Source organism: Streptomyces griseoviridis (assembly GCF_005222485.1).
Classification (GTDB): domain Bacteria; phylum Actinomycetota; class Actinomycetes; order Streptomycetales; family Streptomycetaceae; genus Streptomyces; species Streptomyces hintoniae.
Window position 1 is genome coordinate 2949522 of sequence record NZ_CP029078.1, and the last position, 26821, is coordinate 2976342.

At 70.7% G+C, this 26821-nt stretch carries 31 protein-coding genes; 23 read left to right on the forward strand and 8 right to left on the reverse strand.

The window, feature by feature from the left end; translation table 11 throughout:
* Positions 1-82 precede the first annotated feature (82 nt).
* Positions 83-1234: a tRNA dihydrouridine synthase DusB gene (gene dusB / locus DDJ31_RS12160; RefSeq protein WP_127180255.1), complete on the reverse strand. Its 1152-nt coding sequence runs from the start codon at positions 1232-1234 to the stop codon at positions 83-85.
* Positions 1235-1316: 82 nt separating this feature from the next.
* Between dusB and DDJ31_RS12165 the strand changes: the two genes are divergently transcribed.
* The 4 genes from DDJ31_RS12165 to DDJ31_RS12180 all read left to right on the forward strand — a co-directional run bounded on the left by DDJ31_RS12165 (position 1317) and on the right by DDJ31_RS12180 (position 5043).
* Positions 1317-2762: an MFS transporter gene (locus DDJ31_RS12165; protein WP_127180254.1), complete on the forward strand. Its 1446-nt coding sequence runs from the start codon at positions 1317-1319 to the stop codon at positions 2760-2762.
* A gap of 363 nt (positions 2763-3125) precedes the next feature.
* On the forward strand, positions 3126-4067 hold the full coding sequence (locus DDJ31_RS12170; protein WP_127182837.1) for an SDR family NAD(P)-dependent oxidoreductase: 942 nt from the start codon (positions 3126-3128) through the stop codon (positions 4065-4067).
* A gap of 176 nt (positions 4068-4243) precedes the next feature.
* Positions 4244-4633, forward strand: a complete 390-nt coding sequence (locus tag DDJ31_RS12175) for a copper chaperone PCu(A)C (protein WP_164784985.1) — start codon at positions 4244-4246, stop codon at positions 4631-4633.
* Between the two features lie 32 nt (positions 4634-4665).
* Positions 4666-5043: a hypothetical protein gene (locus DDJ31_RS12180; RefSeq protein WP_127180252.1), complete on the forward strand. Its 378-nt coding sequence runs from the start codon at positions 4666-4668 to the stop codon at positions 5041-5043.
* 723 nt (positions 5044-5766) lie between these two features.
* Here the strand turns inward: DDJ31_RS12180 and DDJ31_RS12185 are convergent.
* On the reverse strand, positions 5767-5991 hold the full coding sequence (locus tag DDJ31_RS12185) for a hypothetical protein (RefSeq protein WP_127180251.1): 225 nt from the start codon (positions 5989-5991) through the stop codon (positions 5767-5769).
* A gap of 105 nt (positions 5992-6096) precedes the next feature.
* Between DDJ31_RS12185 and DDJ31_RS12190 the strand changes: the two genes are divergently transcribed.
* From DDJ31_RS12190 to DDJ31_RS12205, 4 genes are all read left to right on the forward strand, one after another.
* The gene (locus DDJ31_RS12190; RefSeq protein ID WP_127180250.1) at positions 6097-6936 is read left to right on the forward strand and encodes a helix-turn-helix domain-containing protein; all 840 of its coding nucleotides are present in this window, start codon (positions 6097-6099) and stop codon (positions 6934-6936) included.
* On the forward strand, positions 6933-7130 hold the full coding sequence (locus tag DDJ31_RS12195; RefSeq protein WP_127180249.1) for a DUF397 domain-containing protein: 198 nt from the start codon (positions 6933-6935) through the stop codon (positions 7128-7130). The genes DDJ31_RS12190 and DDJ31_RS12195 overlap by 4 nt, the downstream gene beginning before the upstream one ends.
* Complete coding sequence (locus DDJ31_RS12200) at positions 7130-7336, forward strand: DUF397 domain-containing protein (protein WP_127180248.1); 207 nt, start codon at positions 7130-7132, stop codon at positions 7334-7336. Before DDJ31_RS12195 ends, DDJ31_RS12200 begins: the two co-directional genes overlap by 1 nt.
* Before the next feature lie 193 nt (positions 7337-7529).
* A complete protein-coding gene (locus tag DDJ31_RS12205) occupies positions 7530-8057 on the forward strand; it encodes a DUF6624 domain-containing protein (RefSeq protein ID WP_127180247.1) in 528 nt (175 codons plus the stop codon).
* Positions 8058-8268: 211 nt separating this feature from the next.
* Here DDJ31_RS12205 and DDJ31_RS12210 read toward each other — a convergent pair whose 3' ends face one another.
* Positions 8269-8457 (reverse strand): hypothetical protein, encoded by a 189-nt coding sequence (locus tag DDJ31_RS12210; RefSeq protein ID WP_127180246.1) that lies wholly within the window; start codon positions 8455-8457, stop codon positions 8269-8271.
* Between the two features lie 42 nt (positions 8458-8499).
* Between DDJ31_RS12210 and DDJ31_RS12215 the strand changes: the two genes are divergently transcribed.
* The 6 genes from DDJ31_RS12215 to tgmC all read left to right on the forward strand — a co-directional run bounded on the left by DDJ31_RS12215 (position 8500) and on the right by tgmC (position 12750).
* A complete protein-coding gene (locus tag DDJ31_RS12215) occupies positions 8500-8799 on the forward strand; it encodes an ArsR/SmtB family transcription factor (RefSeq protein ID WP_127180245.1) in 300 nt (99 codons plus the stop codon).
* Positions 8796-9188 (forward strand): VOC family protein, encoded by a 393-nt coding sequence (locus tag DDJ31_RS12220; RefSeq protein ID WP_127180244.1) that lies wholly within the window; start codon positions 8796-8798, stop codon positions 9186-9188. Before DDJ31_RS12215 ends, DDJ31_RS12220 begins: the two co-directional genes overlap by 4 nt.
* A gap of 122 nt (positions 9189-9310) precedes the next feature.
* Positions 9311-10282, forward strand: a complete 972-nt coding sequence (locus tag DDJ31_RS12225; protein ID WP_127180243.1) for a helix-turn-helix domain-containing protein — start codon at positions 9311-9313, stop codon at positions 10280-10282.
* A 158-nt stretch (positions 10283-10440) separates the two neighbouring features.
* Entirely contained in the window at positions 10441-10653 is a 213-nt protein-coding gene (locus DDJ31_RS12230) for a putative ATP-grasp-modified RiPP (RefSeq protein WP_240678232.1), read from the forward strand.
* Positions 10650-11621 (forward strand): ATP-grasp ribosomal peptide maturase, encoded by a 972-nt coding sequence (gene tgmB / locus DDJ31_RS12235; protein WP_127180241.1) that lies wholly within the window; start codon positions 10650-10652, stop codon positions 11619-11621. The genes DDJ31_RS12230 and tgmB overlap by 4 nt, the downstream gene beginning before the upstream one ends.
* Positions 11611-12750 (forward strand): ATP-grasp peptide maturase system methyltransferase, encoded by a 1140-nt coding sequence (gene tgmC / locus DDJ31_RS12240; RefSeq protein WP_127180240.1) that lies wholly within the window; start codon positions 11611-11613, stop codon positions 12748-12750. Before tgmB ends, tgmC begins: the two co-directional genes overlap by 11 nt.
* 215 nt (positions 12751-12965) lie before the next feature.
* Here tgmC and DDJ31_RS12245 read toward each other — a convergent pair whose 3' ends face one another.
* A complete protein-coding gene (locus tag DDJ31_RS12245; RefSeq protein WP_240678231.1) occupies positions 12966-13526 on the reverse strand; it encodes a TetR/AcrR family transcriptional regulator in 561 nt (186 codons plus the stop codon).
* A gap of 83 nt (positions 13527-13609) precedes the next feature.
* On the opposite strand from DDJ31_RS12245, the gene DDJ31_RS12250 reads away from it, so the two are divergent.
* The 4 genes from DDJ31_RS12250 (at position 13610) to DDJ31_RS12265 (ending at position 18452) form a co-directional block, all read left to right on the forward strand.
* On the forward strand, positions 13610-14470 hold the full coding sequence (locus DDJ31_RS12250; protein WP_127180238.1) for an enoyl-CoA hydratase/isomerase family protein: 861 nt from the start codon (positions 13610-13612) through the stop codon (positions 14468-14470).
* 632 nt (positions 14471-15102) lie between these two features.
* Positions 15103-16287, forward strand: a complete 1185-nt coding sequence (locus DDJ31_RS12255) for a hypothetical protein (RefSeq protein WP_127180237.1) — start codon at positions 15103-15105, stop codon at positions 16285-16287.
* Between the two features lie 630 nt (positions 16288-16917).
* Complete coding sequence (locus DDJ31_RS12260; protein WP_127180236.1) at positions 16918-17127, forward strand: hypothetical protein; 210 nt, start codon at positions 16918-16920, stop codon at positions 17125-17127.
* Between the two features lie 167 nt (positions 17128-17294).
* Positions 17295-18452 carry a serine hydrolase domain-containing protein gene (locus tag DDJ31_RS12265; protein ID WP_127180235.1) on the forward strand — a complete coding sequence of 386 codons (1158 nt, stop codon included), beginning with the start codon at positions 17295-17297 and terminating at the stop codon, positions 18450-18452.
* A 58-nt stretch (positions 18453-18510) separates the two neighbouring features.
* Here the strand turns inward: DDJ31_RS12265 and DDJ31_RS12270 are convergent, their stop codons facing one another.
* The 3 genes from DDJ31_RS12270 to DDJ31_RS12280 all read right to left on the reverse strand — a co-directional run bounded on the left by DDJ31_RS12270 (position 18511) and on the right by DDJ31_RS12280 (position 20596).
* Positions 18511-18864 (reverse strand): DUF1330 domain-containing protein, encoded by a 354-nt coding sequence (locus DDJ31_RS12270; RefSeq protein WP_127180234.1) that lies wholly within the window; start codon positions 18862-18864, stop codon positions 18511-18513.
* Between the two features lie 109 nt (positions 18865-18973).
* Positions 18974-19561, reverse strand: coding sequence for a TetR family transcriptional regulator (locus DDJ31_RS12275; RefSeq protein WP_127180233.1), 588 nt, complete (start codon positions 19559-19561; stop codon positions 18974-18976).
* Between the two features lie 24 nt (positions 19562-19585).
* Positions 19586-20596 (reverse strand): aldo/keto reductase, encoded by a 1011-nt coding sequence (locus DDJ31_RS12280; RefSeq protein WP_127180232.1) that lies wholly within the window; start codon positions 20594-20596, stop codon positions 19586-19588.
* A 293-nt stretch (positions 20597-20889) separates the two neighbouring features.
* Between DDJ31_RS12280 and DDJ31_RS12285 the strand changes: the two genes are divergently transcribed.
* Positions 20890-21942: a chitinase gene (locus DDJ31_RS12285; protein ID WP_127180231.1), complete on the forward strand. Its 1053-nt coding sequence runs from the start codon at positions 20890-20892 to the stop codon at positions 21940-21942.
* A gap of 64 nt (positions 21943-22006) precedes the next feature.
* Here DDJ31_RS12285 and DDJ31_RS12290 read toward each other — a convergent pair whose 3' ends face one another.
* Entirely contained in the window at positions 22007-23389 is a 1383-nt protein-coding gene (locus tag DDJ31_RS12290) for a glycine--tRNA ligase (protein ID WP_127180230.1), read from the reverse strand.
* Between the two features lie 185 nt (positions 23390-23574).
* On the opposite strand from DDJ31_RS12290, the gene DDJ31_RS12295 reads away from it, so the two are divergent.
* The 4 genes from DDJ31_RS12295 to DDJ31_RS12310 all read left to right on the forward strand — a co-directional run bounded on the left by DDJ31_RS12295 (position 23575) and on the right by DDJ31_RS12310 (position 26756).
* Complete coding sequence (locus DDJ31_RS12295) at positions 23575-24546, forward strand: metal ABC transporter substrate-binding protein (RefSeq protein ID WP_127180229.1); 972 nt, start codon at positions 23575-23577, stop codon at positions 24544-24546.
* A gap of 29 nt (positions 24547-24575) precedes the next feature.
* A complete protein-coding gene (locus DDJ31_RS12300; RefSeq protein ID WP_127182836.1) occupies positions 24576-25376 on the forward strand; it encodes a metal ABC transporter ATP-binding protein in 801 nt (266 codons plus the stop codon).
* Entirely contained in the window at positions 25376-26278 is a 903-nt protein-coding gene (locus DDJ31_RS12305; protein ID WP_127180228.1) for a metal ABC transporter permease, read from the forward strand. The genes DDJ31_RS12300 and DDJ31_RS12305 overlap by 1 nt, the downstream gene beginning before the upstream one ends.
* Positions 26279-26339: 61 nt before the next feature.
* On the forward strand, positions 26340-26756 hold the full coding sequence (locus DDJ31_RS12310) for a Fur family transcriptional regulator (RefSeq protein ID WP_127180227.1): 417 nt from the start codon (positions 26340-26342) through the stop codon (positions 26754-26756).
* Positions 26757-26821: the final 65 nt, after the last annotated feature.

Below are 26821 nucleotides of genomic sequence, written 5' to 3' on the forward strand. Positions count from 1 at the left end.
GGGGCGGAAGGGGCTTGAGGGCCGTGCGGGGCCCCGCGGGACCCGGCGAGGCCCCGCTGGACCCCATCGATGCCCGCCTGGGTCAGCCGCCCGACGTGTCCAGTTCCGCGTCCTCGGTGATGCCCGCGCAGTCGTAGGGGTCCTTCAGCCAGCCGTCAGGCAGGACCACCCGGTTGTTGCCCGAGGTGCGCCCGCGGGGGCCGTCGGCGCCGCTGGGCCAGGGCTGGTCCAGCTCCAACTCGTCGAGCCCGGCACGGAGTTCGGCGAGGGACGAGGTGATGGCGAGCCGTCCGCGCATCTGCGAGCCGACCGCGAACCCCTTCAGGTACCAGGCGACGTGCTTGCGGAAGTCGATGACGCCACGGGACTCGTCGCCGATCCACTCCCCGAGCAGGGTGGCGTGCCGGACCATGACGTCGGCGACCTGGCGCAGCGAGGGACGGGCGAGCGCGCCCGGGTCGGCGGCCCGGCCTTCGAAGGCGGCGACCAGGTCGGCGAAGAGCCAGGGCCTGCCGAGGCAGCCGCGGCCGACGACGACGCCGTCGCAGCCGGTCTCGCGGACCATCCGCAGCGCGTCCTGCGCGGACCAGATGTCGCCGTTGCCGAGCACCGGGATCTCCGGCACATGCTCCTTGAGGCGCGCGATGGCGTCCCAGTCGGCGGTGCCGCCGTAGTGCTGGGCGGCGGTGCGGCCGTGCAGGGCGATGGCGGTCACGCCCTCCTCGACGGCGATCCGGCCGGCGTCGAGGTAGGTGGTGTGGTCGTCGTCGATGCCCTTGCGCATCTTCATGGTGACCGGCAGGTCGCCCGCCCCCGCGACGGCCTCGCGGAGGATGGCGCGCAGCAGGGGCCGCTTGTAGGGCAGGGCCGAGCCGCCGCCCTTGCGGGTGACCTTGGGGACCGGGCAGCCGAAGTTCAGGTCGATGTGGTCGGCGAGGCCCTCCTCCGCGATCATGCGGACGGCCTTGCCGACGATGGCCGGGTCGACGCCGTACAGCTGGATCGAGCGCGGCTTCTCGGTCGCGTCGAAGTGGATCAGCTGCATCGTCTTCTCGTTGCGTTCGACCAGCGCCCTGGTCGTGATCATCTCGCTGACGAAGAGGCCCTTGCCACCGCTGAACTCCCGGCACAGCGTCCGGAACGGCGCGTTGGTGATCCCGGCCATCGGGGCCAGGACGACGGGCGGCCACACGGTGTGCGGGCCGATCTGCAAGGGGGACACGGGCTCGGGCATGGCTCCATTGTGACGTACCGGCCAAGACCATGTAGCGGTCATTAGTTAGACGCACTATCGACATCGGCGTAGGATGACCTTCATGCCCGAGCTCACCGCGCGCCGCCGCATGCTGGTTCTCGCCATCTGCTGCATGAGCCTGCTGATCGTCAGCCTCGACGTCACCGTCCTGAACGTCGCCCTCCCCTCGATGCAGAAGGAACTGCACGCCAGCACGTCGGGCCTCCAGTGGACGATCGACGCGTACACCCTCGTCCTGGCGTCGCTGCTGATGCTCGCGGGCTCCACCGCCGACCGGATCGGCCGCAGACGCGTCTTCATGGCGGGCCTGGTCGTCTTCGGCCTCGGCTCGCTGCTGTGCTCCATCGCCCCGAGCCTGGACGCGCTGATCGCCTTCCGCATGATCCAGGCGGTGGGCGGCTCGATGCTCAACCCGGTCGCCATGTCGATCATCACCAACACCTTCACCGACCCGCGTGAACGGGCCAAGGCGATCGGCGTCTGGGGCGCGGTGGTCGGCATATCCATGGCGGCGGGCCCGCTGGTCGGCGGTCTGCTGGTGGACTCCGTCGGCTGGCGCTCGATCTTCTGGATCAACCTCCCGGTCGCGCTCGCCGCCCTGCTGCTCACCCTGCGCTACATCCCCGAGTCCCGCGCCCCCAAGGCCCGCCGCCCCGACCCGGTCGGCCAGGTCCTAGTGATGGCGCTGTTCGGTTCGCTGACGTACGCGATCATCGAGGCGCCGACGCGCGGCCTGACCACGGTCCTGCCGTTCGCGATCGTCGCGGCGGCGGCCCTGATCGCGCTCCTGTGGTACGAGCCGAGGCGCGACGAACCCCTCATCGACCTGCGCTTCTTCCACTCGGCTCCGTTCAGCGGCGCCACCGTGATAGCGATCAGCGCGTTCGCCGCGCTCGGCGGCTTCCTCTTCCTGTCCACGCTGTACCTGCAGAACGTCCGTGGCCTCGACGCCCTGCACGCCGGCCTCTGGATGATCCCGCTGGCGCTGCCGACGTTCCTGTTCGCGCCGGTCTCCGGGCGGCTGATCGGCAGCCGCGGCCCACGCCCCTCGCTGCTGATCGCGGGCACCGCGATGACCGCGAGCGCCCTGCTGTTCGCCGCGTTCGACGCGGAGACCCACGATGTGCTGCTCGTCGTCGGATACGTCCTGTTCGGCACCGGTTTCGGGTTCGTGAACGCGCCGATCACCAACACGGCGGTGTCCGGGATGCCGAGGGCGCAGGCGGGCGTCGCGGCGGCGGTCGCCTCCACCAGCCGCCAGCTCGGCCAGACGCTGGGCGTCGCGGTGATCGGCGCGGTCCTGGCGTCCGGCGTGGGCGCGTCGTCGTTCAAGGACTCCTTCGTGACGGCGGCGGCCCCCGGCTGGTGGATCCTCACCGGCTGCGGGGCGGCGGTCCTGATCCTCGGCGCCCTGACCAGCGGACGCTGGGCCCGCGGCACGGCCGAGCGAACGGCGAAGCGACTTGAGGCGACGGAGGTCGGCGAGGCGGCGGGCGTCAAGGTGTGAGGGGCGGGGAGCCGGGGGGCGGGGCCGGGGAGCGGCCCGGTGTGAGCCGGGGCCGGGAGGCGGGGCCGGGAGGCGGGGCCGGGAGGCGGGGCCGGGAGAGGCCCGGTGTGAGCCCGGTGCCGAGTGCTGGATGCCGGGTGCCGGGCGCTGGATGCCGGGCGCTGGATGCCGGGTGGGGGTGGTGAGCCTCCGATGGCCGCCCGGCGGGGGCTGTCGGTGATCCGTGGGCGAGCTGTCGGTGGCCGCTGGAACCGTGGGCGGCACGTTGCCTGCGGACAGCCGCGGCAGCCGTCACCCGCGAAGGAGCCCGCCACCGTGTCGCCGTCCGCATCCCCGCAGTCGTCCACACCCCCGTCGTCCTCGATGGCACCGTCGTCCTCCATGGCCCCTTGGAAGGTCGGAAGGCTGCCGCGCGCCGACGGCCGTGTCTTCCTGGTCACCGGTGGCAACGCCGGCATCGGCTACTTCGTCGCGGAGCAGTTGTCGTCGACCGGGGCCACCGTCGTGCTCGGCAGCCGCAACGCCGCCAAGGCCGAAGCCGCCACGGCGGCGATCCGCGCGCACGTCGCGGGGGCCCGGGTGCGGGCCGTGCGGCTGGACCTCGCCGACCTCTCGTCCCTCGCGACGGCGGTGAAGTCTCTGGAGGTGGACCGGCTCGACGGGGTGGTCCACAACGCGGGTGTCGCGCTGGACGACCCGCCGCGCGAGGAGACCGCGGACGGGCACGAGCTGATGTTCGGCACGAACCACCTCGGACACTTCGCCCTGACCGGCCTGTTGATGCCGCTGCTGTCGGCAGCGCCCGCGGCCCGCGTCGTCACGGTGGGGAGCTTCGCGGCGAAGTCCGAGCGGCTTGACCTCGACGACCTCCAGTCCCGTGCGGACTACCGACCCCAACGCACCTACGGGCGCTCCAAGTTGGCGCAGATGTACTTCGGCGTCGAACTCGACCGCAGGCTGCGTGCCGCCGGCGGCACGGTGGCGAGCGTGGTGGCGCACCCCGGCGGCGCGCTGGACTCCCTCACCCCGTCACGGCCGCCGGTCCACACCAGGACCACCGGCGTCCGACTGGGTACGGCACCCGCGGCCCTGCTCCTCCAGGGCAAGCACGCGGGCGCCTGGCCCGTGGTCCGTGCGGTGCTCGATCCGGTCGTGCGCGGCGGCGAGTTGTGGGGACCACGCGTCTTCGGCCTGCGCGGCGAGCCCCGACGGGAACCCCTCTGGAACCACCTCACGGACACGGCCGTCGCGACAAGGCTGTGGGAGGCGAGCAGCGACCTGACGGGCACGGACCCGTACCCCTGAGGACCCCTGTAATGCTCCTGCGGACTGTCCTGGATCGAACCGGCTGTGGAATCGCCGCAGTTCCGCCGGATCGGGTGATCTTTCCGCGGTCGCCTTGTGCCGTCCCTCGGACGCGCGTTGTCGTGGCGGTGAGGGGCCGGAGACCGGCCCTCTATCCGGGAGACCACCGTATGGCTATGAAGATCAACACGAAGGTCACTCCGGCGGCCAAGTCCGCTTGGGTCCGCTGGCTGCCGAACGCCCTGCCGGCCGCCGGCTACATCGCGTTCGACAACACCACCGACGCCCCCTTCGACATCACCAAGATCAAGAGCCCCGACTACCAGAGGATCACGGTCTACCAGACGGTCGTCGACAGCGAGAGCTCGAAGATGGTCAAGCTGGACAAGGTGACCCTGCCCGCGAAAGGACAGTTCGCCTTCGCCCCCGGCCAGCACCACATCATGTTCGAGAAGCCGACGCGGCTGATCACGCCCGGCGACAACGCCCGCGTCATCTTCTTCCTCGGCGACGGCACCATCCTCAAGGTCAGGATGCCCGTCAGAACCTCTCCCGAGCTGTACTGACCCCGCCCCGACCATCTCTGGAGACCTCCGACATGACCACCTACCACCTCGACCTCGGCGACAACAGGACCGAGGCCCTCGACTCCGTCACCCAACTCACCCTCGCGGGCACCGAACTCGACATCGACGCCTTCGCCGCCGGTGACGCCAAGGCCCCGGTCCCGCTGTGGGGCGACGTGGTCCTCGCCCGCGGTGGCAGCCGCCACCAGGCCACCACGGCCTGGGTGGAGGACGTCGAGAACACCGACACCCACCAGGACGTCATCCTCATCGCGGGCGACCCCGCCGATCCCACGTCCCGCCGGATCCGTCTGGTCGACGCCTGGGCCAGCTCCAGCTACCACCTGGACGAGGACGACGACCCCGACGCCTTCATGATCACCTTCGCCGACATCGCCGTGGAGAAGTAACGAGCCTGGCGGGAGGCGCCCCCGGCACCTCGGCGCGAGCACACCGATGACGTGCTGTGCCGTGTCGGGGGACGTTCCATTGCGGACGGGTTCGCCGTCGAGGTAGGGCCGGGTGATGGTGGCCAGGGCGTGGATGAACTGGGCCTGGGCGGCCCGTACTTCGGTTGTGGTTCGCCGCCCGCGGGGGCGTCCACGGAAGACGTGGGCGGCGGGACGGCGGCGGGAGTGAGCCGCGTGGCGGGGCCGTCGGGGTTCGCCCCAGGCGTCGAGGCGGCGGGTGAGCCAGTTCACCAAGACGCGGTAGGAGAGCGCGATGCGGGTGAGGGGTTCGCCGGCCCGGTAGCGGCGGACGATCTCGTCCCTGCGGGCAGCGGCTTCGTCGCGGGCGGCGGCCCGCTCGGCGCGGGTCGGGGGTGGCACGGGGTCTACATCAGGGGGACTTCAGGGGGACTTCACAGCCGGCGTCAGAGGCGTCTCCACAGGCGGCTTCAGAGGCGTGTCGGGACGGATGTGCAGGTCGTAGACGCAGTCCACGTCCCGGAACGTGACGAACAGGGGCCGCGCGTCCTAGATCCGGGCGTACCCGGCTCGCTGCCTGCCGGGGTCGTGCGTAAGACCCGGAGGCGGTAGCGCACGCACTCCCCGGTCCCGAAAACCGGACCGTCCGTCCGCACCTCGGCCCAATAGCCGCAGGCGTCTTCGGGGTTGCTCACGACGGGCCGCTCACAGCACCTCGCCCCGGCTGCGCGCGTTCGCCCGCGCGGTCCTGGCCCGCAGCAGTTCGTCGGCGTCCGCCGGCCGCACGGTCTGCGGGTCAACGGTCCACTCCACACCGCCGGTTACCGGACGCAGGTACCAGAGCCCGGACTCGACACCCCGGAACACCCCGACCCGCTCCGCGCTGTCGACCAGCAGTGTCCCGACGCGCGGGATGTCCTGACTGGGCATGACCACTCCTCTCCGTAGCGAATCCACTACCAAGCGCATTCAGAGTGACCTAGGATTGAGAACCCTTCAACTAACCGGATGCGAAGGAAGGAATGGAGTGGAGGCATGGTCAACCGCAAAGAGTTGAACCCTGACAGCAGCCCGCAAGCTGCCTACGGTGCTCGCATGCGTCGATTCCGAGAGGACCGCGGCTGGAGCCAGGAGGAGCTGGCCAGGGAGTTGGCATATTCTAGTCAGCATATTTCGGCTGTTGAAACTGCTCGGAAGTCGCCGACCCTTCCCTTCTCACGCAAGGTCGATCTCGCCTTCAACACCGCAGAGTCCGCCGATTCGTTCGAGCGCGAGTGGCGTGAGATCCGGCACGGGGCCTTGCTGGAGGGTTTCCCGGAGTACGTCGGACACGAGGGCCGTGCAGTGGAGATCCGGCTGTACGAGATCGGGATCATCCCTGGTCTGTTGCAGACACCGGAGTACACGCGGGTGTTGGCGGACAGCGCGGTGCGAAGAGGTGCGATCACTCCTGAACACGCGGACGAGCGGGTCGCGTTCATGGCCGAGCGGCAAGGAGCGCTGAAGCGGCAGCGTCCGCCCATGGTGTTTCTGGTCATGGACGAGAGTTGTATCCGTCGGCCGATCGGTGGCCCCAAGGTCATGGGCGCTCAACTCGACAGCTTGGTTGAGTTCGCGGCTCGCCCCAACACGGTGCTTCAGGTGGCACCTTTCGATATAGGGGAGCGCCAACCGTTCAATCTGCCGGTCAACTTGCTTACGATGCCTGACCGATCAGTCTTCGCGTATGCCGAGTCTCAAGCGCAGGGGCATTTCGACCGTGAGGCCACTTCTGTGCTCCCCATGCTGACGGCCTACCATCAACTACAGGCTGAAGCGCTGTCCCAGGCGGCATCCGTGGCCATGATCGATCAGGCACGAAAGGGCACCCCGTGACGACCGAGTCTCCTCGTTGGTTCACGTCCTCCTACAGCGACAACGGCGGCAACTGCGTCGAGATAGCCGCCAACCTTGCCGCCCGCCAGGGCATCATCCCTGTCCGCGACTCCAAGGTCCCGACCAGTCCAGTCCTCACCTTCCAGACCAACGTCTTCACCACATTCCTGACCAGCCTTAAGGACACGCCGTGATGACCACCGAGACACCCCGCTGGTTCACGTCCTCCCACAGCAACAACGGTGGTGCCTGCGTTGAGGTCGCCGTGAATCTCGGCGTCTCCCACGGCATCGTCCCCGTCCGGGACAGCAAGGACTCCGGTGGGCCTGAACTGCGCTTCGCCAGCGGCGCGTTCGCGGGGTTCGTGGCCGGTGTCAAGGGTTCCTTCGGCGTGGTCTGACCTCGACGCCCCGTCGCGTCTCCGACCGCACGTCGGATCGTGTGGCGGGGCGTCGGAGTCGGTGGGGTAGTTCCATTGTCGCCGTCCGAGAAGGCGCCTGTCACCCTTCTCCGGAATGATCTTTACGCCCGTTATGCACTCGTAGGGTTGGGCCGGACGAGCACAACGCACCTACTTGGTACGGGAGTTGAGAGTGGCCTACGACATCGCCGCGCTGGCGGAGGAACTCACCACCATGGCCGCGGCCGACCAGCGGTCCACAGCCGACGCGAACAGCGACGACCCCGCACGGCAGTTGGCGTGGCGTCGGCTGACCGCGCGGCACGGTGACCGACTCGGCGAGATCATGGCGGAGTTCGGCTGGCCGACGGCGGACCTGGTCGGTGAGGACGCCGCCCGTGCCGCGTGGCTGATCGCCCAGCACGCCGACCGGCAACTCGACGTCCAGCGGCGGGCCTTGACGCTGATGCGGGAGGCGGTGTCGGCAGGTTCGGCCAACGCGCGCGAGCTGGCCTTCCTGCGGGACCGCACGCTGGTCAACGAGGGCCGGAACCAGGTGTACGGAACGCAGATCGCCGGCGTGAAGGGCGGCGCGCCGGTTCCGTGGCCCTGCCAGGAGCCCAAGCGCGTGGACGAACTGCGGGCCGAGGTCGGCATCGAGCCCTTCGACGCGTACGTCGCCCAGTTCCCCATGGCCACCGGAGAGGCTTCGGACGAGTGAGCCCGCGAGGCGCCGTCGCGGTCGGTGGGCGCGGGCCGGGCACCGCGCGGCCGGTGCCACCGCGCCACGCCAGGATCCGCCGGAACGCCTTGGGGCGCGCCCCTCGTCCACCGAGATTCCGCCTCGCGATGTTCCCACCGTGGCCGCCCCGGGCACCGGGATTCCGGTGGCCGTCAGACGTGGCCGTCAGGCGTGGTCCCAGAGGTGGCCGTCAGGCGACGGCGGCGACCAGTAGGGCGAAGGCCGCGGCGATGACGGCGACGCGGAGGGTGCGGCTGCTGGTGGACCGGCTCGCGGTGACCTGAAACGCCGGCCCGGCAGGCGAGTACCCGACCGGGACGCCCACCCGATGGGCAATCGGGCCGAGCCACGGCGAGCCGAGGGCGTGGCGACGCGGCACCTTTACTTGATAGGCAAGTGATAACTTGCCTATGCTGGCGTGGTGGCCGACGACCTCTTCAAGGCGCTAGCCGACCCCACCCGCCGCATCATCCTCGACGAACTCGCGAGCCGGTCAGGGCAGACCCTGTTCGAGATCTGCTCGCGGCTCGCCATGAAGCATCAGCTCGGCATCTCCCGCCAAGGGGTCTCCCAGCATCTCGCGGTGCTGGAGGCCGCGGGGCTGGTCGACGCGCGGCGGGAGGGGCGCTACAAGTTCCACACCCTGAACACGGCTCCGCTGCGGCAGATCGCCGAGCGGTGGCCCCCGCCCGACCCCTCAGGACCGGAGAGCACCCCATGAAGATCCATCTGACCCAGGTCTTCGTCGACGACCAGGCCAAGGCCCTGCACTTCTACACCGAGATCCTCGGCTTCGTGACCAAGCACGACGTGCCGGTGGGCGAGAAGGACCGGTGGCTGACCGTCGTCTCGCCCGAGGCACCCGACGGCACCGAACTCCTCCTGGAGCCCCTGGGCCACCCGGCCGCCAGGACGTACCGCGACGCGCTCGTCGCGGACGGCATCCCGCTCGCCCAGTTCGCCGTCGACGACGTCCGGGCGGAGTACGAGCGCCTGCGCGGCCTCGGGGTCCGTTTCACCCAGGAGCCGCTGGAGATGGGCCCCGTCACCACCGCGGTCTTCGACGACACCTGCGGCAACCTGATCCAGATCGCCACGCAGCCGCGGTAGTCGGTCGCGTACCCGGCTCGGGGCGGGCGGTGGCCGCCGTCCACGGAGGCCCGACGGGACGCGATCTACCCTCGACGTGGGAACCGCCGGGCGCGGACCGGCCGGAACGTCGGGGGAGAGACATGCTGGACGAGATGGTGTTCCGGAGCGGGGACGTGCCCACGGCCGACCGGTTCGACCGCTGGCGTGACCTCATGAACCAGGTGTACGCGCCGATGGACGTCAGGAGCGACCACGCGGCGGACTACCGGGCGCACCAGCGGCTGATCGGGCTCGGGCCGGTGTCGGTGTGGCCGGGTGAGTTCCAGCCGCTGGTGTTCCTGCGCACGCCCAGGCTCATCCGGCAGTACGACCCCGAGCTGTACCACCTCACGCTCGTCGTGAACGGAAGCGGCGGGATCGCCCTGGGCAAACAGGAGACGACGTACGGCACGTACGACATCGCCACGAACGACACCTCACGGGCCTCCGAGACCTGGGTCGGCCTCGGGACGGCGAAGATCGTGGGGGTCTGCGTCCCCAAGGCGATGCTGCCGCTGCCGAAGGGCCGCGCGGACCAGGCGATCGGGCGGCGGATGTCGTCGGAGCGGGGAGTGGGCGCCCTCCTCGCGCTGCTCCTCACCCAACTGGCCGACAACAGCGGCCAGTACACCCCCGCCGACGCGCCGCGGCTGGGCGTCGTCGTGGCCGATCTGGTCGCCGCCCTGTTCGCCCACACCCTGGACGCCGACCGTTCCCTGCCGCCTGACACCCATCGGCGGACGCTGGTCCTGCGGATCCGGGCGTTCATGGAACAGCACTTGTCCGACCCGGAGTTGACGCCGCGCACGGTCGCCGCCGCGCACTCCATATCGCCCAGCTATCTGCACCGCCTCTTCCAGGACGAGGGCACGACCGTCGCCGCCTGGATACGACGACGGCGACTCGAACGCGCCCGCGGCAACCTCACCGACCCCGCGCTCCGCACCGTCCCGATCCATGTGATCGCCGCCCGCTGGGGGTTCACCGGCCCGGCGGAGTTCAGCCGCGCCTTCCGCACCGAATTCGGCGCCCCACCAAGGGAGTTCCGCCCATCACGGGCCGACTCCACGTGAGGGAGGAGCCGGGAGCCACCGCCTGGCGCGCATCCGCAGGAAACGACCCGAATGCCTCTGGCGGCTGCCGCCCGCGCCCCAAAACACTGGAATGCGAAGGTCGGTGGCAACCGGAGGTACGAGTGAATGAGACACCCGCCCCGTGGGGCCTGACCCGTATGAGGCCGTACCCCGAGGCCGTTGTCCTGCCTGCCGCCGAGGTCGTCCTGGACCCCGTGACACAGACCGGACGGTGGACGGGCCCGGACGGTGGCGACTCGCCGCTCATGAGCAGGCACAAGAGGTCGGAGACCAGCAAGGAGACGAAGACCAAGACAAGCATGGACGGGACCCCGGACGAGGGAAGCGACCAGATCGGCGACACGGATTGAGCCGGGCCACCACGGTCCTGGTCGTCTCACGGCTGGACGACGCGACCGCTGACGTGGTGGTCGAGGAGCTGAACAGGCGGCAGGTCGCGGTCACCCGGCTTGACCCGGGCGACTTCCCGACCGCCGTCTCCGTCCGAGCCCGCTTCGACAGCGGCGGACTACGGGGAAGCGTGCGGACGGTGACGCGGGACACCGATCTGGGCCGGGTGCGATCCGTCTACTGGCGTCGGCCGCACCCCTACACGGCACCGCCCGGCTTGTCGGCGCGGGAAGGCCGCTGGTGCCAGGAGGAAGCGCGCTACGGCCTCGGGGGTGTCCTCGCCGCTCTCCGCGGCGCGCACTATGTGAACCATCCGTGGCGCAACAGGGACGCCGAGTACAAGCCCGCCCAGCTGGCCGTCGCGGCGCGATGCGGCTTCGACGTTCCGCCCACCCTGCTCACCAACGACGAGGCAACCGCCCGGGAGTTCATCCGCGCGCACGGCCCCGTCGTCTACAAGCCGCTGCGCAACACGGACTACCAGGATCCCGAGGGGCGAGCCCTGACCGTGTGGGTCGAGGAGGTCGACCCCGGTGATCTGGACGCGGGCGTCACCCGCACCGCGCATCTCTTCCAGAAACGGGTCCGCTCCGTCACCGATCTGCAGGTGACGGCGGTGGGCGACAGGCTGTTCACCGTCCGGATCGACGGCTCGCCCGGCCTGGACTGGCGCCGGCACTACGACGCCCTGTCGTACACCCTCGTCGACACGCCTCCGGAGCTGGCGCGACACGGGCGTCAGTACATGGACGCCTTCGGGCTGGTCTTCGGAGCCTTCGACTTCGCCGTCGACCCCGAAGGGCGGATCTGGTTCTACGAATGCAACCCGAACGGGCAATTCGCCTGGTTTCCGGAACCGATCACCGCGAGGATCGTCAGCGCCCTCGCCGACCAGCTCCAGCACGCAGGAGACCTCTGTGCCCGCTGACCCCTCCGCGCTCCGCCTCGCCCTGGCCGAGGAGATCACCGCCGCCGACCCGACGCTGGACCCCGGATGGCTCGACGCCATCGCGGCCGTCCCCCGTGAACTGTTCCTCGGAACCTCGGTCTTCCGCCCCACGGGCACCGGATGGCAACCCGTCCTCCGCGCCGAGGCAGGGCAGGAGGAGTGGCTGCGGATGGTCTACTCCGACCGCACCTGGGTCACCCAGGTCGAAGGGACGGACGCCGCCGACGCCACGGGACCGGTCACCGGCAGCCCCACCTCCTCCGCCACCCTCCCGTCCCTGGTCGCCCGCACCGCGCAGGTCGCCGGGGTCAGGCCCGGTCAGAAGATCCTCGAAGTCGGCACCGGCACGGGATACTCCACCGCGCTCCTGAGCCACCGGCTCGGGTCCGAGAACGTCGTCAGTGTCGAGTACGACGCCGGCCTGGCGGCGAGCGCCGCCGCCCATCTCCGCGACGCCGGATACGCGCCGACGCTGGCCGTCGGCGACGGCCTCCACGGCTGCGCGGAGCACGCCGACTACGACGCGATCATCGCGACCTGCTCGGTACGCTCCCTGCCTCCGTCGTGGTTCTGGCAGCTCGACGACGGCGGCTCGATCACCACCACCATCAGCGGCTGGATGCTCGCCTCGGGACTGATCCGCCTCGTCCTCGACGACGAGGGAGTCGCCCGCGGCCGGTTCACCGGCGACACCATCAGCTACATGCTGGCCCGCCCCCACGAACGACCCCCGTCACCCACCTTCTTCCCCCAGGACGGTGACACCCGGCCGGCCCGGCTCGACCCCGGTCTCGTCGACCACTGGGCCGGCCGTTTCGTCGCCCAACTCGCCGTGCCCTCGGCCCAACTGACGACCACCGACTCCGGCGTCGTCCTGCGTGACGTCGCGACCGGCTCCCAGGCGTGGACGGAACCCGACGGCGACGCGTGGTCCGTCCACCAGCACGGGCCGCTCCGCCTCTGGGACCAGGCCGAAACCGCCCTTCTCCAGTGGCGGGCCCTGGGCTCACCCGACCTCACGGAGTTCGGGATGACCGCAACACCGTTCGAGCAGACCGTGTGGATCGGCTCCCCCGAAGGCCCTCACTGGAGCCTTCCCCAAGGCTGAGCCCAGCGCCTCGGAAGGCGCTGTTGCGGGTGCCGCGGTGCCACCGAACGGGTCAACGCGACGCGGCGGGCGTCACCTCAATGCCTCGATCGACGTGTGCTCGGTCGTTCCCGGCGGAGGTGTGACCGGCCGCCGGGAACGATCACCCGAGATGAGTTTCCGTCGTGGCGCAGCCGGTGTGGCGGAAGTCGTGCCGCCCCGCGACGCAAGGGCCATCACGCGAAGATCCCCGCCGTCGCCCTCGTCACCCGACGTCGTGCCCTCGCCTCGTCGTCACCGAAGCGGTCGATGCCCCAGGACAGGGCGAGGACCAGTTCGAACACCTCGTCCGCGGTGATCTCCGCGGCCACCTCGCCGGCCGCCTTGGCGCTGTCCAGCAGGACGCCGACCCGCTCCACCAGCGGCGCATTCGCCGAGTGCAGCGGCGTGGCGTCGTCGTGGTGCGCGGTGGCGAGACAGACCGGCAGGTCGTGCCAGATCCGCATCCCCCAGCTCACCCGCACCAGCCACTCGACGAGCGCCTCGCCCGGCGGCAGCGTCCGGGACAACTCGTCGGCCTCCGTCAGCGCCCGGGTGAAGAAGCCCTCGATGGCCGCGGCGAGCAGGTCGTCCCGGGTCGGGAAGTTCCGGTAGAGGGTGGCGTTGCCGACGCCGGCGCGCAAGGCGATCGCGTCGAGCGAGGCGAAGACTCCGTCCACCTCGAACACCTCGCGCGCCGCGCTCAGGATCGCGTCGCGGTTGCGCTGCGCGTCGGCGCGGAGCGGGCGCGTTGCCACCAAGATCACTCCTCATTGACTAAACGGGGAGAGTCCCCACATAGTGTTAGCGGGGAAGCTCCCCACTTATCGAAGGAGTCTATATGCCCTACGACGACCTGACCGGTCTGCGGATCACGGTGGAGAACGGGGTCGCGACCGTCACCCTCGACCACCCGCCGCTGAACCTGATGGACGGCGTTCTGCTGCCGTCGCTGCGCGGCTTCGTCAACCGGGTGCGCCACGACACCGACGTCCGCGTCGTGGTGTTCGACAGCGCCGACCCGGAATTCTTCAGCGCGCACGGCGACATGGCCTACCTCACCGACCCGGAGGCGCTGCCCGCCGCCACAGCCGCCGCGCTCGCCGCCGCGCCTGACGTGCCCGTCCCTGACGGCATGAACATCCTGGAGGCCATGAGCGACGAGGTGCGCGGCCTCCCGCAGATCACCATCGGGAAGATCGCCGGCTTCGCCCGGGGCGCCGGCAACGAGTTCCTCATGTACCTCGACATGCGGTTCGCGGCGATCGGCCAATCCGGCCAGGCCCAGCCCGAGGCCGTGATGGACATCCTTCCGGGCGGCGGCGGGACGGTGAACATGGCCCGTCTGCTCGGCCGGGCACGCGCCCTGGAACTGCTCCTCGGCAGCGAACTGGTCGACGCCGAGCTGGCCGAGCGCTACGGCCTGGTCAACCGCGCGGTCCCCGCCGACGAGATCGACGCCTTCGTCGATCGACTGGCGCACCGGATCGCCCGCCTGCGCCCCGAGGTCGTCGCCGCCATCAAGGCCACCGTCGAGACCATCACCCCGAGAATCCCCCACCAGGCGTACGCCGTGGAGAACTCCGCCCTGTTCTCCCTGTTCACCGACGACATGGTCGCGTCGGCCCACAAGCAGCTCGCAGCGGGCGTGCAGACCCGGGAGGGCGAACGCGACCTGGAGCGCATCCTCGACAGCCTCTGATCAGTGGCCGTTCGGATCGGTAGGTCGTCCGTCGTTGCGATCGGGGTCCGGGGTCCGGGGTCCCGGCTCCTGACTCCCGGCTCCTGACCCCTGACCCCTGGCTCCTGGCTCCGGGCTCCTGGCTGTGCAGACGGCACCGCGGAGTCCGGCCGGCCGACGTCACCGAATCCCGTCGGACGGAATCGAGAATTCCGGCCGACCGACACCACCGCCCGGCCCGTCCCTCCCGTCCCGGCTCCTCTCCGCAAGACGCCAAATGCGTTCCCGCGCCCCCGGGTTGCAGTGAGCCGGACCGGCCGGCGCGATCAGCGGCCCCGAAAAGGCCCGGCGCGCATCACGTGTGGAAGAAGAAGCAACCAATTGCCGCTGCCCACCGTCTAGTCGGCAGCCGACAACGACGACTTCCACGCCGCTTCAGCGCACAAGGAAAAGCCATGCCCAAGACAGGACCTCAGACCTCTGGCGCCCGTTATGCCGAGGCCATCCTTCAGGCATACGGTCTCGCCCCGCAGACCGACTCGGAACAAGTGCCGGTCCCCTACGGCAGCCTTCCCCGTTCCAGCCTCCTGGTGGAGGACGTGAAACTCGGAAAACGCCTGTCCAGCCTCGCGGCCGAAAGAACCCACGCCCGCGTGTCACCGGAAGAGGCGGCCGCCCTGACCAGTGTCGGCATTCCCCTGCGCCGGCATTCCAACGGCAGCCATTCCATCGAACCGTCGACGCCGAAGATGTCCCAACTGGCCCATCAGGTCTCGGACTCCGTCTACGCGCGGGCCATCAGCACGGCCTACGGCCTCGACGGACCGAGTCAGGACCCGGACGCGCTGATCCCCTACGGATTCCGCCCCAGCGCCAGCTACACCGTGGCCGATGTGCGGCTCGGGAAGCGCATGGCCAGCCTCGCCTCGCAGAACACGGAGTCCCGCGCCTCGCCGGAAGAGGCGGCGGCGCTGACCAGGGCGGGAATCCTGCTGCGCACCCATCCCAACGGCAGCGTCTCCATCGATCCCGCCGCGCCGAAACTGTCGGGGCTGACCCAGCAGTTCTCGGACTCCATCTTCGCCGATGCCGTCAGAACGGCCTACGGCCTCGACGGGCAGTCCGCGACCGACCAGGCACCGATCACCCACGGCTACCTCCCCAGCTCCAGCGCCGAGGTACGGGGCGTGAAGCTCGGCCAACGGATGTTCCACCTCTCCGAAGTGCGCGCGAGCGTCAGGGCGGGACCCGAGGAGGCGGCAGCGCTGACCGAGGCGGGAATCCCCCTGGTCAGGCACTCCAACGGCACCCTCTCCATCGACCCCACGACACCCCGGCTGTCCCGGCTGAACCAGTCGGTCGCCGATCTCTCCAACGCCCTCGCCATCAGGCAGGCGTACGGGCTGGTCGACCGGTCCGGATCCGATCAGCTGCCGATCCCTTACGGCTTCCTCCCGAAGCGGGCCCACACGGAGAACGGCGTGAAGATCGGCCAGCGGCTGGCCAATCTCGTGGCGGAGAGCACGACGGTCAGGGCGGGACCCGAGGAGGCGGCGGCGCTGACCGAGGCGGGAATCCCCCTGGTCAGGCACCCCAACGGCAACCTCTCCATCGACCCCGCGACGCCGAGAGTCTCCCAGCTGGACCAGCGGTCCGCCGGCCCCTCCCGACCCCAGGCAGGCACCGGCGCCACGCAGCTCCCGGACAACGCCCACGCCGGCGCCGCCCGCGCTTTCCTGCCGCAGGAGAGCCGGAAGCGGTCAGGCCCGTCTGCGGGGGAGCAACCCGCCCGCAACACCGGCACCGCCGCCTCCACGAACCGGAAAAGGCGCCACTAGCCCCCTTTGACGCCGCGCCCCTCCATCCGCCCTCCGGACCCGGCGCCACTCAGCGGAATTGCCACTCCGGTCTCCCTCACAAGTTCCCGAGGTGTTCCGCACGGTTTTCCTCGTCCATTCTCAGCGGGGTTTCCCGCGCGGTTCTCCTCGTCCATCCTCAGCAGGGTTTCCCGCACGGTTCTCCCCGTCCATCCTCAGCGAGGTTTCCCGCGCGGTTCTCCCCGCGCGTCCCCGGAGGGATCTCACGCGCGGTTTTCTCCTCGGGCTTCCTCAGCGGGGTTTCCCTTCCGTTGGAATGGAGGCGCAGCGGAATGCCCGCCGCGGTCAGCGCCGCCACTTCTTCAGGTGACGCACGGGTGTCCCCCTTCTCCGACGCGAGGGCGGAGCCCCAGCGGGAGGGCTCCTCGGCCGCCTCCCGCCGTGACACCGCGCAGTCCAGCCGCCGACACCGCCGTCACTGACGTGCGCGGGGCGAGGGAGCGCAGAGGCGACGAGGCGACGAGGCGACGAGACAAGCCCCCTCCGGTGCTCCCGCCGGGTCCGTGCCGCTAACGGATTGCCCAACTCGGCGTGAAGGATTCCCCGTTGGCGCCGGTCATGCTGCACACTCCAGGCCGGAGGCGATTCATCATGTCGGAGATCAACACGAGCAAGGTGAGCCGCTGGGACCAGCACGGACGCGAACATGTCGTCCGCGTGCAGCGCAAGGGCGCGCAGCGCACGATCCGCTGTGACACCTGCGGTTGGCACAAGGGGGCGCAGTTCCTGCCCTGGCTGAAGGCCGAGGAACATCTCGCCGAGGAGCATCAGGCGACGGTGGACCCGGCGGCACAGGAGTAGCGGCGGTGCGGGGACCACGGCGTCCCAGGGATGACAGCGTCCCAGGGATGACGGCGGCCCAGAGATGACAGCGGCACAGGAGTGACAGGGGGACCGGACCCGCGATGACTTTCCGGGGGGCGGGGAGTCGTACTCCGTAGACGATCCCCACCCCGGAAGGTCCCGCCATGAGCACTCTGCACGACACCCTGCGCCGGTACGTCGACGACGGCGCGGTGCCGGGCGCCGTCGGCCTCGTCGCGCACGGTACGGACGTCGAGGCGGTGGCCGTCGGCAGCGTCGACACCGGCGGCGGCTCCCCCATGGCCCGTGACTCGATCTTCCGGGTCGCCTCGGTGACCAAGCCGATCACGGCGGCCGCGGTGCTGGCGCTGGTGGAGGACGGCACGCTCGCGCTGGACGCGCCGGTCGCCGAGTGGCTGCCCGAGCTGGGCGGACCGGTCGTGGTGCGCACCCCACAGAGCCCGCTGGACGACATCGTCCCGGCGGCGCGACCGGTCACCGTCGAGGACCTGCTGACCTTCAAGGCGGGCTGGGGGTTCCCCGCCGACTTCTCGCTGCCCGCCGCGCGCGCCCTCCTCGACCTGCACCGCAACGGCCTCGCCCCGCATCTCCAGCCGGACCAGGACGTGTGGCTGGCCCGTCTCGCCCGGGTCCCGATGCTGCGCCAGCCGGGCGAGGCGTGGCTGTACAACACCGGCTCCGACCTCCAGGGCATCCTGGTCGCCCGCGCCTCGGGCCGGACGTTCCCGGACTTCCTCGCGGAGCGGGTCCTCGGGCCGCTGGGCATGACCGACACGGCGTTCGAGGTGCCGGAGGCGAAGCGCACCCGGTTCACCACGTCGTACACGCCGGACGGCAAGGGCGGCCTCGACCGGTTGGACACCCCGGACGGCGGCTGGAGCAGCCCGCCGGCCTTCGCGTCCGGCGCGGGCGGCCTCGTCTCGACGGCGGACGATCTGCTGGCGTTCGGCCGGATGCTGCTGGCCGACGGGGCCGCGCCGGACGGCGGCCGGGTGCTGTCTCCCGCGTCGGTGCGCCGGATGACCACCGACCACCTCACGGCCGCCCAGCGGGACGCCTCCGCTCTCTTCCTGGAGGGCCAGGGCTGGGGCTACGGCGGTTCGGTCGACGTCTCCCCCGTCGCCCCGTGGAATGTCCCGGGACGGTACGGCTGGGTCGGCGGCTCGGGGACCGCGGCCCATGTGATCCCGGCGACCGCGACGGTCACGGTCCTGCTCACCCAGGTGGCGATGACGGGCCCGACCCCGCCGCCCCTGATGCGCGCCTTCTGGACCGCGACCCTGGGCGAACGGCGGGGATAGGGGTGTCCGGCGATCCGCGGCGGACGGAGTCGCCGGGCACCCCTCGCACCGGCGGCCCCTAGGAGGGCCGGCCGTCCGCCGCGCGCTGGAGCTTCGCGGCGCGGGCCATCGGGTCGTAGTCGGGGCCCACTCCGTCGAGCAGGACCACGTCGCCTGAGATGTGGTCGGTGCGCAGGGCGAGGATGGCGCGGTAGGGCGGGGAGTCGTACCAGGCCCTGGCGAGGTCCAGGTCGGGGAAGCCGATCAGGACGACGCTGCCCGGCCACCGCCCCTCGACGACCTGGGCGGGCGGGCCGTGCACCAGGAAGCGGCCCTGGAAGGGGTCGAGGGTGTCCTGGATGCGCTCCAGGTAGGTGATGACGTCGGGGTGGTGGTGGCGGTCACGCAGATGGGCGAGGGCGTAGGCGGGCACGGCCGGCTCCTTCGGTCGGTGCGGTACGGCGATGATCCGTACCGTGCCCGGTTCTGGCGCCGGCCGCGATTACCTCCGAGGTAACGGGAGGTGCCCGGGGGCCGGTCCCTCACGCCCGCAGGCCGCGCACCAGCAGGTCGACCAGCGCCTCGAAGTCGCCCTGGGCGCCCGGCTTCTCCCACTCCTTCGCGTAACCGGGGTCGTGGAAGCGGCCGGTGGCCTGGAAGAGGGCGGACGCCGTGACGGCCGGGTCGGGCGCCGCGAAGACGCCGCGGGCGACGCCCTCGCGGACGATCCCGGTGAGCTGGTCGGTGAGTTCGACGAGGTGGGCGTCGACGACGTCGCCGCTCTCCTGCGCCAACAGCCCGTAGGTGGCGAACAGTTCGGGGTCGATGCCCGCCTTGCGGCGCTTGGCGGCGAAGAGGGTGGCCAGCCACTCCCGCAGCCGGGTCTCCGGGTCCGCGTCCGTCGCGGTGATCGCGGCCAGCGCCTCCGTGGTCCGGTCGAGCCACCGTTTGGTCACGGCCTCCCGCAGCGCCGTCTTGGTGCGGAAGTGCCGGTAGACGCTGCCGTGGCTGACGCCGAGCGCGCGGGCCACGTCCACCACGGTCGCCTTGGCGGGTCCGTGGCGGCGCAGCACCTCCTCGGTCGCGACGAGGATGCGCTCGGTGGTCAGGGGCTCGGAGCTTGGGGCCATGGAGGAGACGGTACCCGGCGTCCGTCAGCGCCCGAGGTGGGCCATCATCGGGGCCGGATAGCGCTCGCCCGCCGCGGCGCCCGCGGGGACCGCCTTCTCGATCGCGTCGAGGTCGGCCGCCTCCAGGGTGACGTCCAGCGCGCCGAGGGACTCGGTGAGCCGCTCGCGGGTGCGGGCGCCGATCAGCGGCACGATGTCCTCGCCGCGGGAGAGGACCCAGGCGATGGCGATCTGGGCGACGGAGACGCCCTTGTCGTCGGCGACCTGGCGCAGGGCCTCCACCAGGGAGAGGTTGTGCCGGAGGTTGTCGCCCTGGAAGCGCGGTGAGAAGGAGCGGAAGTCGCCCTGGGCGAGCTGCCGTTCGGCGGTGTAGCGGCCGGAGATCAGGCCCCGGCTCAGCACGCCGTAGGCGGTGACGGAGATGCCGAGGTCGCGGACGGTGGGCAGGATCTCGTCCTCGATGCCCCGGGAGAGCAGCGAGTACTCGATCTGGAGGTCGGCGACGGGCGCGGTGGCGGCGGCCCTGCGGACGGTGTCGGCGCCGACCTCGCTGAGGCCGACGTGCCGGACGTACCCCTGCTCGATGAGTTCGGCGATGGCGCCGACGGTCTCCTCGATCGGGACGTCGGGGTCGAGGCGGGCGATGCGGTAGACGTCGATGTGGTCGACGCCGAGGCGCTGGAGGGAGTACGCGGCGAAGTTCTTCACGGCGGCCGGGCGGCCGTCGTAGCCGGTCCAGGAGCCGTCGGGGCCGCGCAGGGCGCCGAACTTGACGCTGACCAGGGCCTGTTCGCGGCGGGCGGCGGGCGCGGTGCGCAGGGCCTCGCCGACCAGGAGTTCGTTGTGGCCCATGGCGTAGAAGTCGCCGGTGTCGAGGAGGGTGACGCCCGCCTCGAGGGCGGCGTGGACGGTCGCGATCGACTCGGCGCGGTCCGCGTCGCCGTACATCGCGGACATGCCCATGCAGCCGAGGCCGAGGGGGAAGACGCGGGGTCCCGTGGCGCCGAGCGGGCGGGTGTGCGTGTGGGTCGTCATGGTCACAGCCTCGCATGACAGCTGACAGATTTCAATATCTGTCAGCTGTCATCCGTCAGCCGCCATCTGTCGGCATCGCCGATCGGGCGCACGTCACCTTCGGCCACCCCCGTCCGGACACGACGGTTCCGTCGGCCACCCCCGTCCGGACACGACGGCTCCGTCGGCCGCCCCCCGACCGGGCACACCTCCCCACAGTTGGTCCAGACCTCTTGACGAAAGGTCTGGACCACGAGCACTGTCATGCCTACGACATCCGTGCGCACCACCCCGACCCCACCGGGAGGCCCCGCATGATCCGCCGCACCCTGCGCCTGCTCACCGCCGCGCTCGCCACGGCCGTCCTCGCCCCACTGGCGGTCGCCACCGCCCCCGGCGCCGCCGCGGCCGACACCTGCGCGCTGAAGTCCCGCCCGGCCGGAAAGGTCCTCCAGGGCTACTGGGAGAACTGGGACGGCTCCGCCAACGGCGTCCACCCGCCCTTCGGTTGGACCCCGATCACCGACTCCCGGATCGCCGCGCACGGCTACAACGTGCTCAACGCGGCCTTCCCGGTGATCCGTTCGGACGGCACCGCGCTCTGGCAGGACGGCATGGACACCGGCGTGAAGGTGGCCACCCCGGCCGAGATGTGCGCGGCGAAGGCCGCCGGGCAGACGATCCTGCTCTCCATCGGCGGCGCGACCGCCGGCATCGACCTCAACTCCACCGCCGTCGCTGACAAGTTCGTCGCGACGATCGTCCCGATCCTGAAGAAGTACAACTTCGACGGCATCGACATCGACATCGAGACCGGCCTCACCGGCAGCGGGAACATCGGCCAACTCTCCACGTCCCAGGCCAATCTGGTCCGCATCATCGACGGGGTGCTGGCGCAGATGCCGGCCGGGTTCGGGCTGACGATGGCCCCCGAGACGGCGTACGTCACCGGCGGCAGCGTCACCTACGGCTCGATCTGGGGCGCCTACCTGCCGATCATCAAGAAGTACGCGGACAACGGCCGGCTGTGGTGGCTCAACATGCAGTACTACAACGGCAGCATGTACGGCTGCGCCGGCGACTCGTACGCGGCGGGCACGGTGGCCGGCTTCACCGCCCAGACGGACTGCCTGAACAAGGGCCTGGTCATCCAGGGGACGACGGTGAAGGTGCCCTACGACAAGCAGGTGCCTGGCCTGCCCGCGCAGTCCGGCGCGGGCGGCGGCTACATGGCGCCGTCCCTGGTGTCCCAGGCGTGGCGGACCTACGGGACCTCGCTCAAGGGCCTGATGACGTGGTCGGTCAACTGGGACGGCGCGAAGAACTGGACGTTCGGCGACAACATCAAGGCGCTGCAAGGCCGTTGAGAGGCGAGGACGCCCGCCTCCCGCCGGTCGGACCGGCGGGGGGCGGGCGTCTTCGGGGCGGGGGTCAGCTGCCGATCAGGCGGCCGGCCAGGTAGCCCTCGATCTGGTCGAGCGAGACGCGCTCCTGCTTCATGGTGTCGCGCTCGCGGACCGTCACCGCGTTGTCCTCGAGGGTGTCGAAGTCGACGGTGACGCAGTACGGGGTGCCGATCTCGTCCTGACGGCGGTAGCGGCGGCCGATCGCGCCGGCGTCGTCGAACTCGATGTTCCAGTTCTGCCGCAGCGCCTGGGCCAGGCCCTTGGCCTTCGGGGACAGCTCCGGGTTGCGGGAGAGCGGCAGCACCGCGACCTTCACCGGGGCCAGGCGGTGGTCGAGGCGCAGCACCGTGCGCTTCTCCAGCTTGCCCTTGGCGTTGGGCGCCTCGTCCTCGATGTAGGCGTCGAGGAGGAACGCGAGCATCGCGCGGCCGACACCGGCGGCGGGCTCGATGACGTACGGCGTCCAGCGCTCGCCGGCCTCCTGGTCGAAGTAGGAGAGGTCCTGGCCCGACGCCTTGGAGTGGGCGCCGAGGTCGTAGTCGGTGCGGTTGGCGACGCCCTCCAGCTCACCCCACTCGTTGCCGCCGAACTGGAAGCGGTACTCGATGTCGGCGGTGCGCTTGGAGTAGTGGGAGAGCTTCTCCTTCGGGTGCTCGTACCACCGCATGTTCTCCTCGCGCAGGCCCAGGCCGGTGTACCAGTTCCAGCGCTGCTCCATCCAGTACTCCTGCCACGTCTCGTCCTCGCCCGGCTTGACGAAGAACTCCATCTCCATCTGCTCGAACTCGCGGGTGCGGAAGATGAAGTTGCCCGGCGTGATCTCGTTGCGGAAGGACTTGCCCATCTGGGCGATGCCGAACGGCGGCTTGCGGCGCGAAGTGGTCTGCACCTGGCCGAAGTTGGTGAAGATGCCCTGGGCGGTCTCGGGGCGCAGGTAGGCGACGGAGCCGGTGTCCTGGGTGGGACCGAGGTGGGTGGAGAGCAGTCCGGAGAACTGCTTGGGCTCGGTGAACTGGCCCTTGTTGCCGCAGTTGGGGCAGTTGACGTCGGCCAGGCCGTTCTCCGGGAGGCGGTGGTGCTTGGCCTCGTACGCCTCTTCCAGGTGGTCCGCGCGGAACCGCTTGTGGCACGCGGTGCACTCGGTCAGCGGGTCCGAGAAGGTGGCGACATGGCCGGAGGCGACCCAGACCTCGGGGGCCAGGATGACGGACGAGTCGATGCCGACCACGTCCTCGCGCGACGTCACCATGTAGCGCCACCACTGGCGCTTCAGGTTCTCCTTGAGCTCGACACCCAGGGGTCCGTAGTCCCAGGCGGCGCGCTGGCCGCCGTAGATCTCACTGCAGGGGAATACGAAGCCACGGCGCTTGCTCAGGCTGACGATGGTGTCGATCTTGTCGGCGGCCACGGTGCTCTCTTCATTACGACGACGGGCGACGAAGCGAGTTGCTTCAGAGCGAATGCCTCAGATTACCGGCGGGGGCTGCCCCTCAATCAAATCGGTTCGGTCTCCGGTTCGATCCGTGGGACGTTCGGCCCGATGTTCGGGCAGCTTGTTGACAACCGTTTCCAATTTTGTTGAAAATGACTGTCATGAACGTACGACGACGCCTCATACCCGCGCTGGCGACCACCGCCGCCACCGCCCTCGGACTCGCCACCCTCTCCGCCTGCTCGGGCGACGGCTCCGCCGACGGAGGGGACCCCGGCACGTTCGACGTCGTCGCGTCGTTCTACCCGATGGCCTTCCTCGCCGAGCAGATCGGCGGCTCGCACGTCCACGTCAGCAGCCTCACCGAGCCGGGGCAGGAGCCGCACGACCTGGAGATCAGCGCCCAGCAGACCGTGCAGGTCGAGAAGGCCGACGCGGTGCTCTACCTGAAGAACCTCCAGCCCTCGGTCGACAAGACGGTCGCCGCGTCCCAGGTCAAGACCAAGATCGACGCCGCTTCCCTGACCACCCTGGAGAAGCACGGCAACGAGGTCGGCGGCCACGCGGCGGAGCACGACGAGAGCGACGACCACGATCACGAGTCCGGCGGCCTCGACCCGCACATCTGGCTCGACCCGGTGCGCTACGCCCAGGTCGCCGAGGGCGTCGGCAAGGCTTTCGAGAAGGCCGACCCCGACCACGCCGCCGCCTACAAGAAGAACACCGCGGCCCTGGTCGAGAAGCTCGACGCCCTCAACACCAAGTTCGAGGACGGCCTCGCGGACACCAGGACGAAGGTGTTCATCACCACACACGCCGCCTTCGGCTACCTCGCCGAGCGCTACGGCCTGACCGAGGAGGCCATCAGCGGCCTCGACCCCGACTCCGAGCCCAGCGGCGCCCGCGTCAAGGCGCTTGAGAAGATGGCGAAGGCCGACGGCGTCAGCACCGTGTTCTACGAGACGCTCGTCAGCGACAAGACCGCGAAGACCATCGCCGGGGACGCGGGCCTGAAGACCGACGTCCTCGACCCCATCGAGGGCATCGTCAAGGGCAAGTCCCGCGGCCAGGACTACTTCGAGGTCCAGGAAGCCAACCTCAAGGCCCTCCAGACGGCCCTGGGAAGCAAGTAGACCGACCGGTGACCGACACGGAGGACGTCATGGGCGAGCCCGTCATATCACTGCGCGGCGTGGGCGCCGAGCTGGGCGGGCGCCCCGTCCTGCGCGGCGTCGACCTCACCGTGCACCGCGGTGAGGTGGTCGCGCTGCTCGGAGCCAACGGCTCGGGCAAGTCGACCGCGATCCGCGCGGTCATCGGTCAGGTGCCGGTGAGCACGGGCACGATCGAGCTGTTCGGGACGGAACGCGCGCGGTTTCGCTCGTGGGCGCGGGTCGGCTACGTGCCGCAGCGCACCACCGCGGCGGGCGGGGTCCCGGCCACCGTCACCGAGATCGTCTCCTCCGGACGGCTCTCCAGGGCCCGCTTCGGCGTGCTGCGCAAGGCGGACCACGCGGCCGTGCGCCACGCCCTCGAACGCGTCGGCATGGCGGACCGGGCCAAGGACTCCGTCGACGCCCTCTCCGGCGGCCAGCACCAGCGAGTGCTGATCGCCCGCGCGCTGGCCGCCGAACCCGAGCTGCTGATCATGGACGAGCCGATGGCGGGCGTCGACCTCGTCAGCCAGAAGGTGCTCGCCGACACCCTCAGCGCCCAGGTCGAGGCGGGCACCACCGTCCTGGTCGTGCTGCACGAGCTGGGCCCCCTCGAACCCCTGATCGACCGGGCGGTCGTGCTGCGCGACGGCCGCGTCCTGCACGACGGACCGCCCCCGCGCGGCGCCGCCGGCACTTTCCCGCTCCCGGCCTCGCCCGACCCGGGGCACCCCCGGCCGGGCCACGACCACGTCCACCCGCACGCCCCCGCGGACGTCGAACCGATCAGGACGGGACTGCTGAGCTGATGGACATCCTCGACTACGCCTTCATGCAGCGGGCGCTGCTCGCCGCCGTCCTGGTCGGCATCACCGCGCCCGCCATCGGCATCTACCTCGTCCAGCGCCGGCAGGCCCTGATGGGCGACGGCATCGGCCATGTCGCGATGACCGGCGTCGGCCTCGGCTTCCTGCTGAACACCTCACCGGTGTGGATGGCGACCGCGATCTCCGTGCTCGGCGCGGTCCTCATGGAGCTGATCCGCTGGTACGGCCGCACCCGCGGCGACATCGCCCTCGCCATGCTGTTCTACGGCGGCATGGCGGGCGGCGTGATGTTCATCAACCTCGCGCCCGGCGGCTCCAACGCCAACCTGACGTCGTACCTCTTCGGCTCGCTGTCGACGGTCTCCTCGTCCGACGTGACGGCGATCTGCCTGCTGGCCGGATTCGTGGTGCTGGTCACCCTGGGGCTGCGCAGGCAGCTGTTCGCGGTCAGCCAGGACGAGGAGTTCGCCCGGGTCACCGGGCTGCCGGTGCGCGCCCTGAACCTGCTGACGGCCGTCACGGCGGCGGTCACGGTGACCGTCGCGATGCGCGTGGTGGGGCTGCTGCTGGTGTCGGCGCTGATGGTGGTGCCGGTCGCGGCGGCCCAGCAGCTGACCCGCAGCTTCGCGGCCACCTTCGCCATCGCGGTGGCGCTCGGCGTGACGGTGACGATCGGGGGCACGGTCACCTCGTACTACCAGGACGTGCCGCCCGGCGCGACGATCGTGCTGCTGACCATCGGCGCGTTCATGCTGCTCACCGCGCTCGCCGCGCCGCTGGCCCGGCGACGCGCCCGTGCCGCGGCCGCGGCGCGGCCCGCGGGCGATCCCGCGGAGTGCGTGATTCCGGCCGGCCGGGAGGCACCGGACGAAGTCGGCGTCTGACCGCGCCCCGGCCGGACTGGCACAATGGCCCGGCACAGGCGCAGACGTGAAGGAGGCAACCGTGGTGACCGCTGGACCGCCCGTCAAGGGCCGCTCCACCCGGCAGCGTGCCGCCGTGGCGGCGGCGCTGGACGAGGTCGACGAGTTCCGCAGCGCGCAGGAACTCCACGACATGCTCAAGCACAAGGGCGACTCGGTCGGTCTGACCACGGTCTACCGCACCCTCCAGAACCTCGCCGACGCGGGCGAGGTCGACGTCCTGCGCACCTCCGACGGCGAGTCCGTCTACCGCCGCTGCTCCACCGGCGACCACCACCACCACCTGGTCTGCCGGGTCTGCGGCAAGGCCGTCGAGGTCGAGGGACCCGCCGTCGAGAAGTGGGCGGAGGCCATCGCCGCCGAACACGGCTACGTCAACGTGGCGCACACCGTGGAGATCTTCGGCACCTGCGCGGAGTGCGCGGCCAGGGACGACTGACCGCGCCCGGCCCGCGTACCCGTGCCGCCCCGCCCCCCTTCGGGTGAACCTCCCGCCGGGGTGGT

Excerpts from the sequence above, each read along its gene's own strand:
- dusB (WP_127180255.1), bottom strand. The coding sequence starts at position 1,234 with ATGCCCGAGCCCGTGTCCCCCTTGCAGATCGGCCCGCACACCGTGTGG.
- DDJ31_RS12225 (WP_127180243.1), top strand. The coding sequence starts at position 9,311 with ATGCTGGACGAGATGGTGTTCCGGAGCGGGGACGTGCCCACGGCCGAC.
- DDJ31_RS12260 (WP_127180236.1), top strand. The coding sequence starts at position 16,918 with ATGTCGGAGATCAACACGAGCAAGGTGAGCCGCTGGGACCAGCACGGA.
- DDJ31_RS12300 (WP_127182836.1), top strand. The coding sequence starts at position 24,576 with ATGGGCGAGCCCGTCATATCACTGCGCGGCGTGGGCGCCGAGCTGGGC.
- DDJ31_RS12265 (WP_127180235.1), top strand. The coding sequence starts at position 17,295 with ATGAGCACTCTGCACGACACCCTGCGCCGGTACGTCGACGACGGCGCG.
- DDJ31_RS12165 (WP_127180254.1), top strand. The coding sequence starts at position 1,317 with ATGCCCGAGCTCACCGCGCGCCGCCGCATGCTGGTTCTCGCCATCTGC.
- DDJ31_RS12180 (WP_127180252.1), top strand. The coding sequence starts at position 4,666 with ATGACCACCTACCACCTCGACCTCGGCGACAACAGGACCGAGGCCCTC.
- DDJ31_RS12175 (WP_164784985.1), top strand. The coding sequence starts at position 4,244 with ATGAAGATCAACACGAAGGTCACTCCGGCGGCCAAGTCCGCTTGGGTC.
- DDJ31_RS12200 (WP_127180248.1), top strand. The coding sequence starts at position 7,130 with ATGACCACCGAGACACCCCGCTGGTTCACGTCCTCCCACAGCAACAAC.
- DDJ31_RS12285 (WP_127180231.1), top strand. The coding sequence starts at position 20,890 with ATGATCCGCCGCACCCTGCGCCTGCTCACCGCCGCGCTCGCCACGGCC.
- DDJ31_RS12305 (WP_127180228.1), top strand. The coding sequence starts at position 25,376 with ATGGACATCCTCGACTACGCCTTCATGCAGCGGGCGCTGCTCGCCGCC.
- DDJ31_RS12185 (WP_127180251.1), bottom strand. The coding sequence starts at position 5,991 with ATGCCCAGTCAGGACATCCCGCGCGTCGGGACACTGCTGGTCGACAGC.
- DDJ31_RS12295 (WP_127180229.1), top strand. The coding sequence starts at position 23,575 with ATGAACGTACGACGACGCCTCATACCCGCGCTGGCGACCACCGCCGCC.
- DDJ31_RS12170 (WP_127182837.1), top strand. The coding sequence starts at position 3,126 with ATGGCACCGTCGTCCTCCATGGCCCCTTGGAAGGTCGGAAGGCTGCCG.
- DDJ31_RS12275 (WP_127180233.1), bottom strand. The coding sequence starts at position 19,561 with ATGGCCCCAAGCTCCGAGCCCCTGACCACCGAGCGCATCCTCGTCGCG.
- DDJ31_RS12220 (WP_127180244.1), top strand. The coding sequence starts at position 8,796 with ATGAAGATCCATCTGACCCAGGTCTTCGTCGACGACCAGGCCAAGGCC.
- DDJ31_RS12190 (WP_127180250.1), top strand. The coding sequence starts at position 6,097 with ATGGTCAACCGCAAAGAGTTGAACCCTGACAGCAGCCCGCAAGCTGCC.
- DDJ31_RS12250 (WP_127180238.1), top strand. The coding sequence starts at position 13,610 with ATGCCCTACGACGACCTGACCGGTCTGCGGATCACGGTGGAGAACGGG.
- DDJ31_RS12230 (WP_240678232.1), top strand. The coding sequence starts at position 10,441 with ATGAGGCCGTACCCCGAGGCCGTTGTCCTGCCTGCCGCCGAGGTCGTC.
- DDJ31_RS12280 (WP_127180232.1), bottom strand. The coding sequence starts at position 20,596 with ATGACGACCCACACGCACACCCGCCCGCTCGGCGCCACGGGACCCCGC.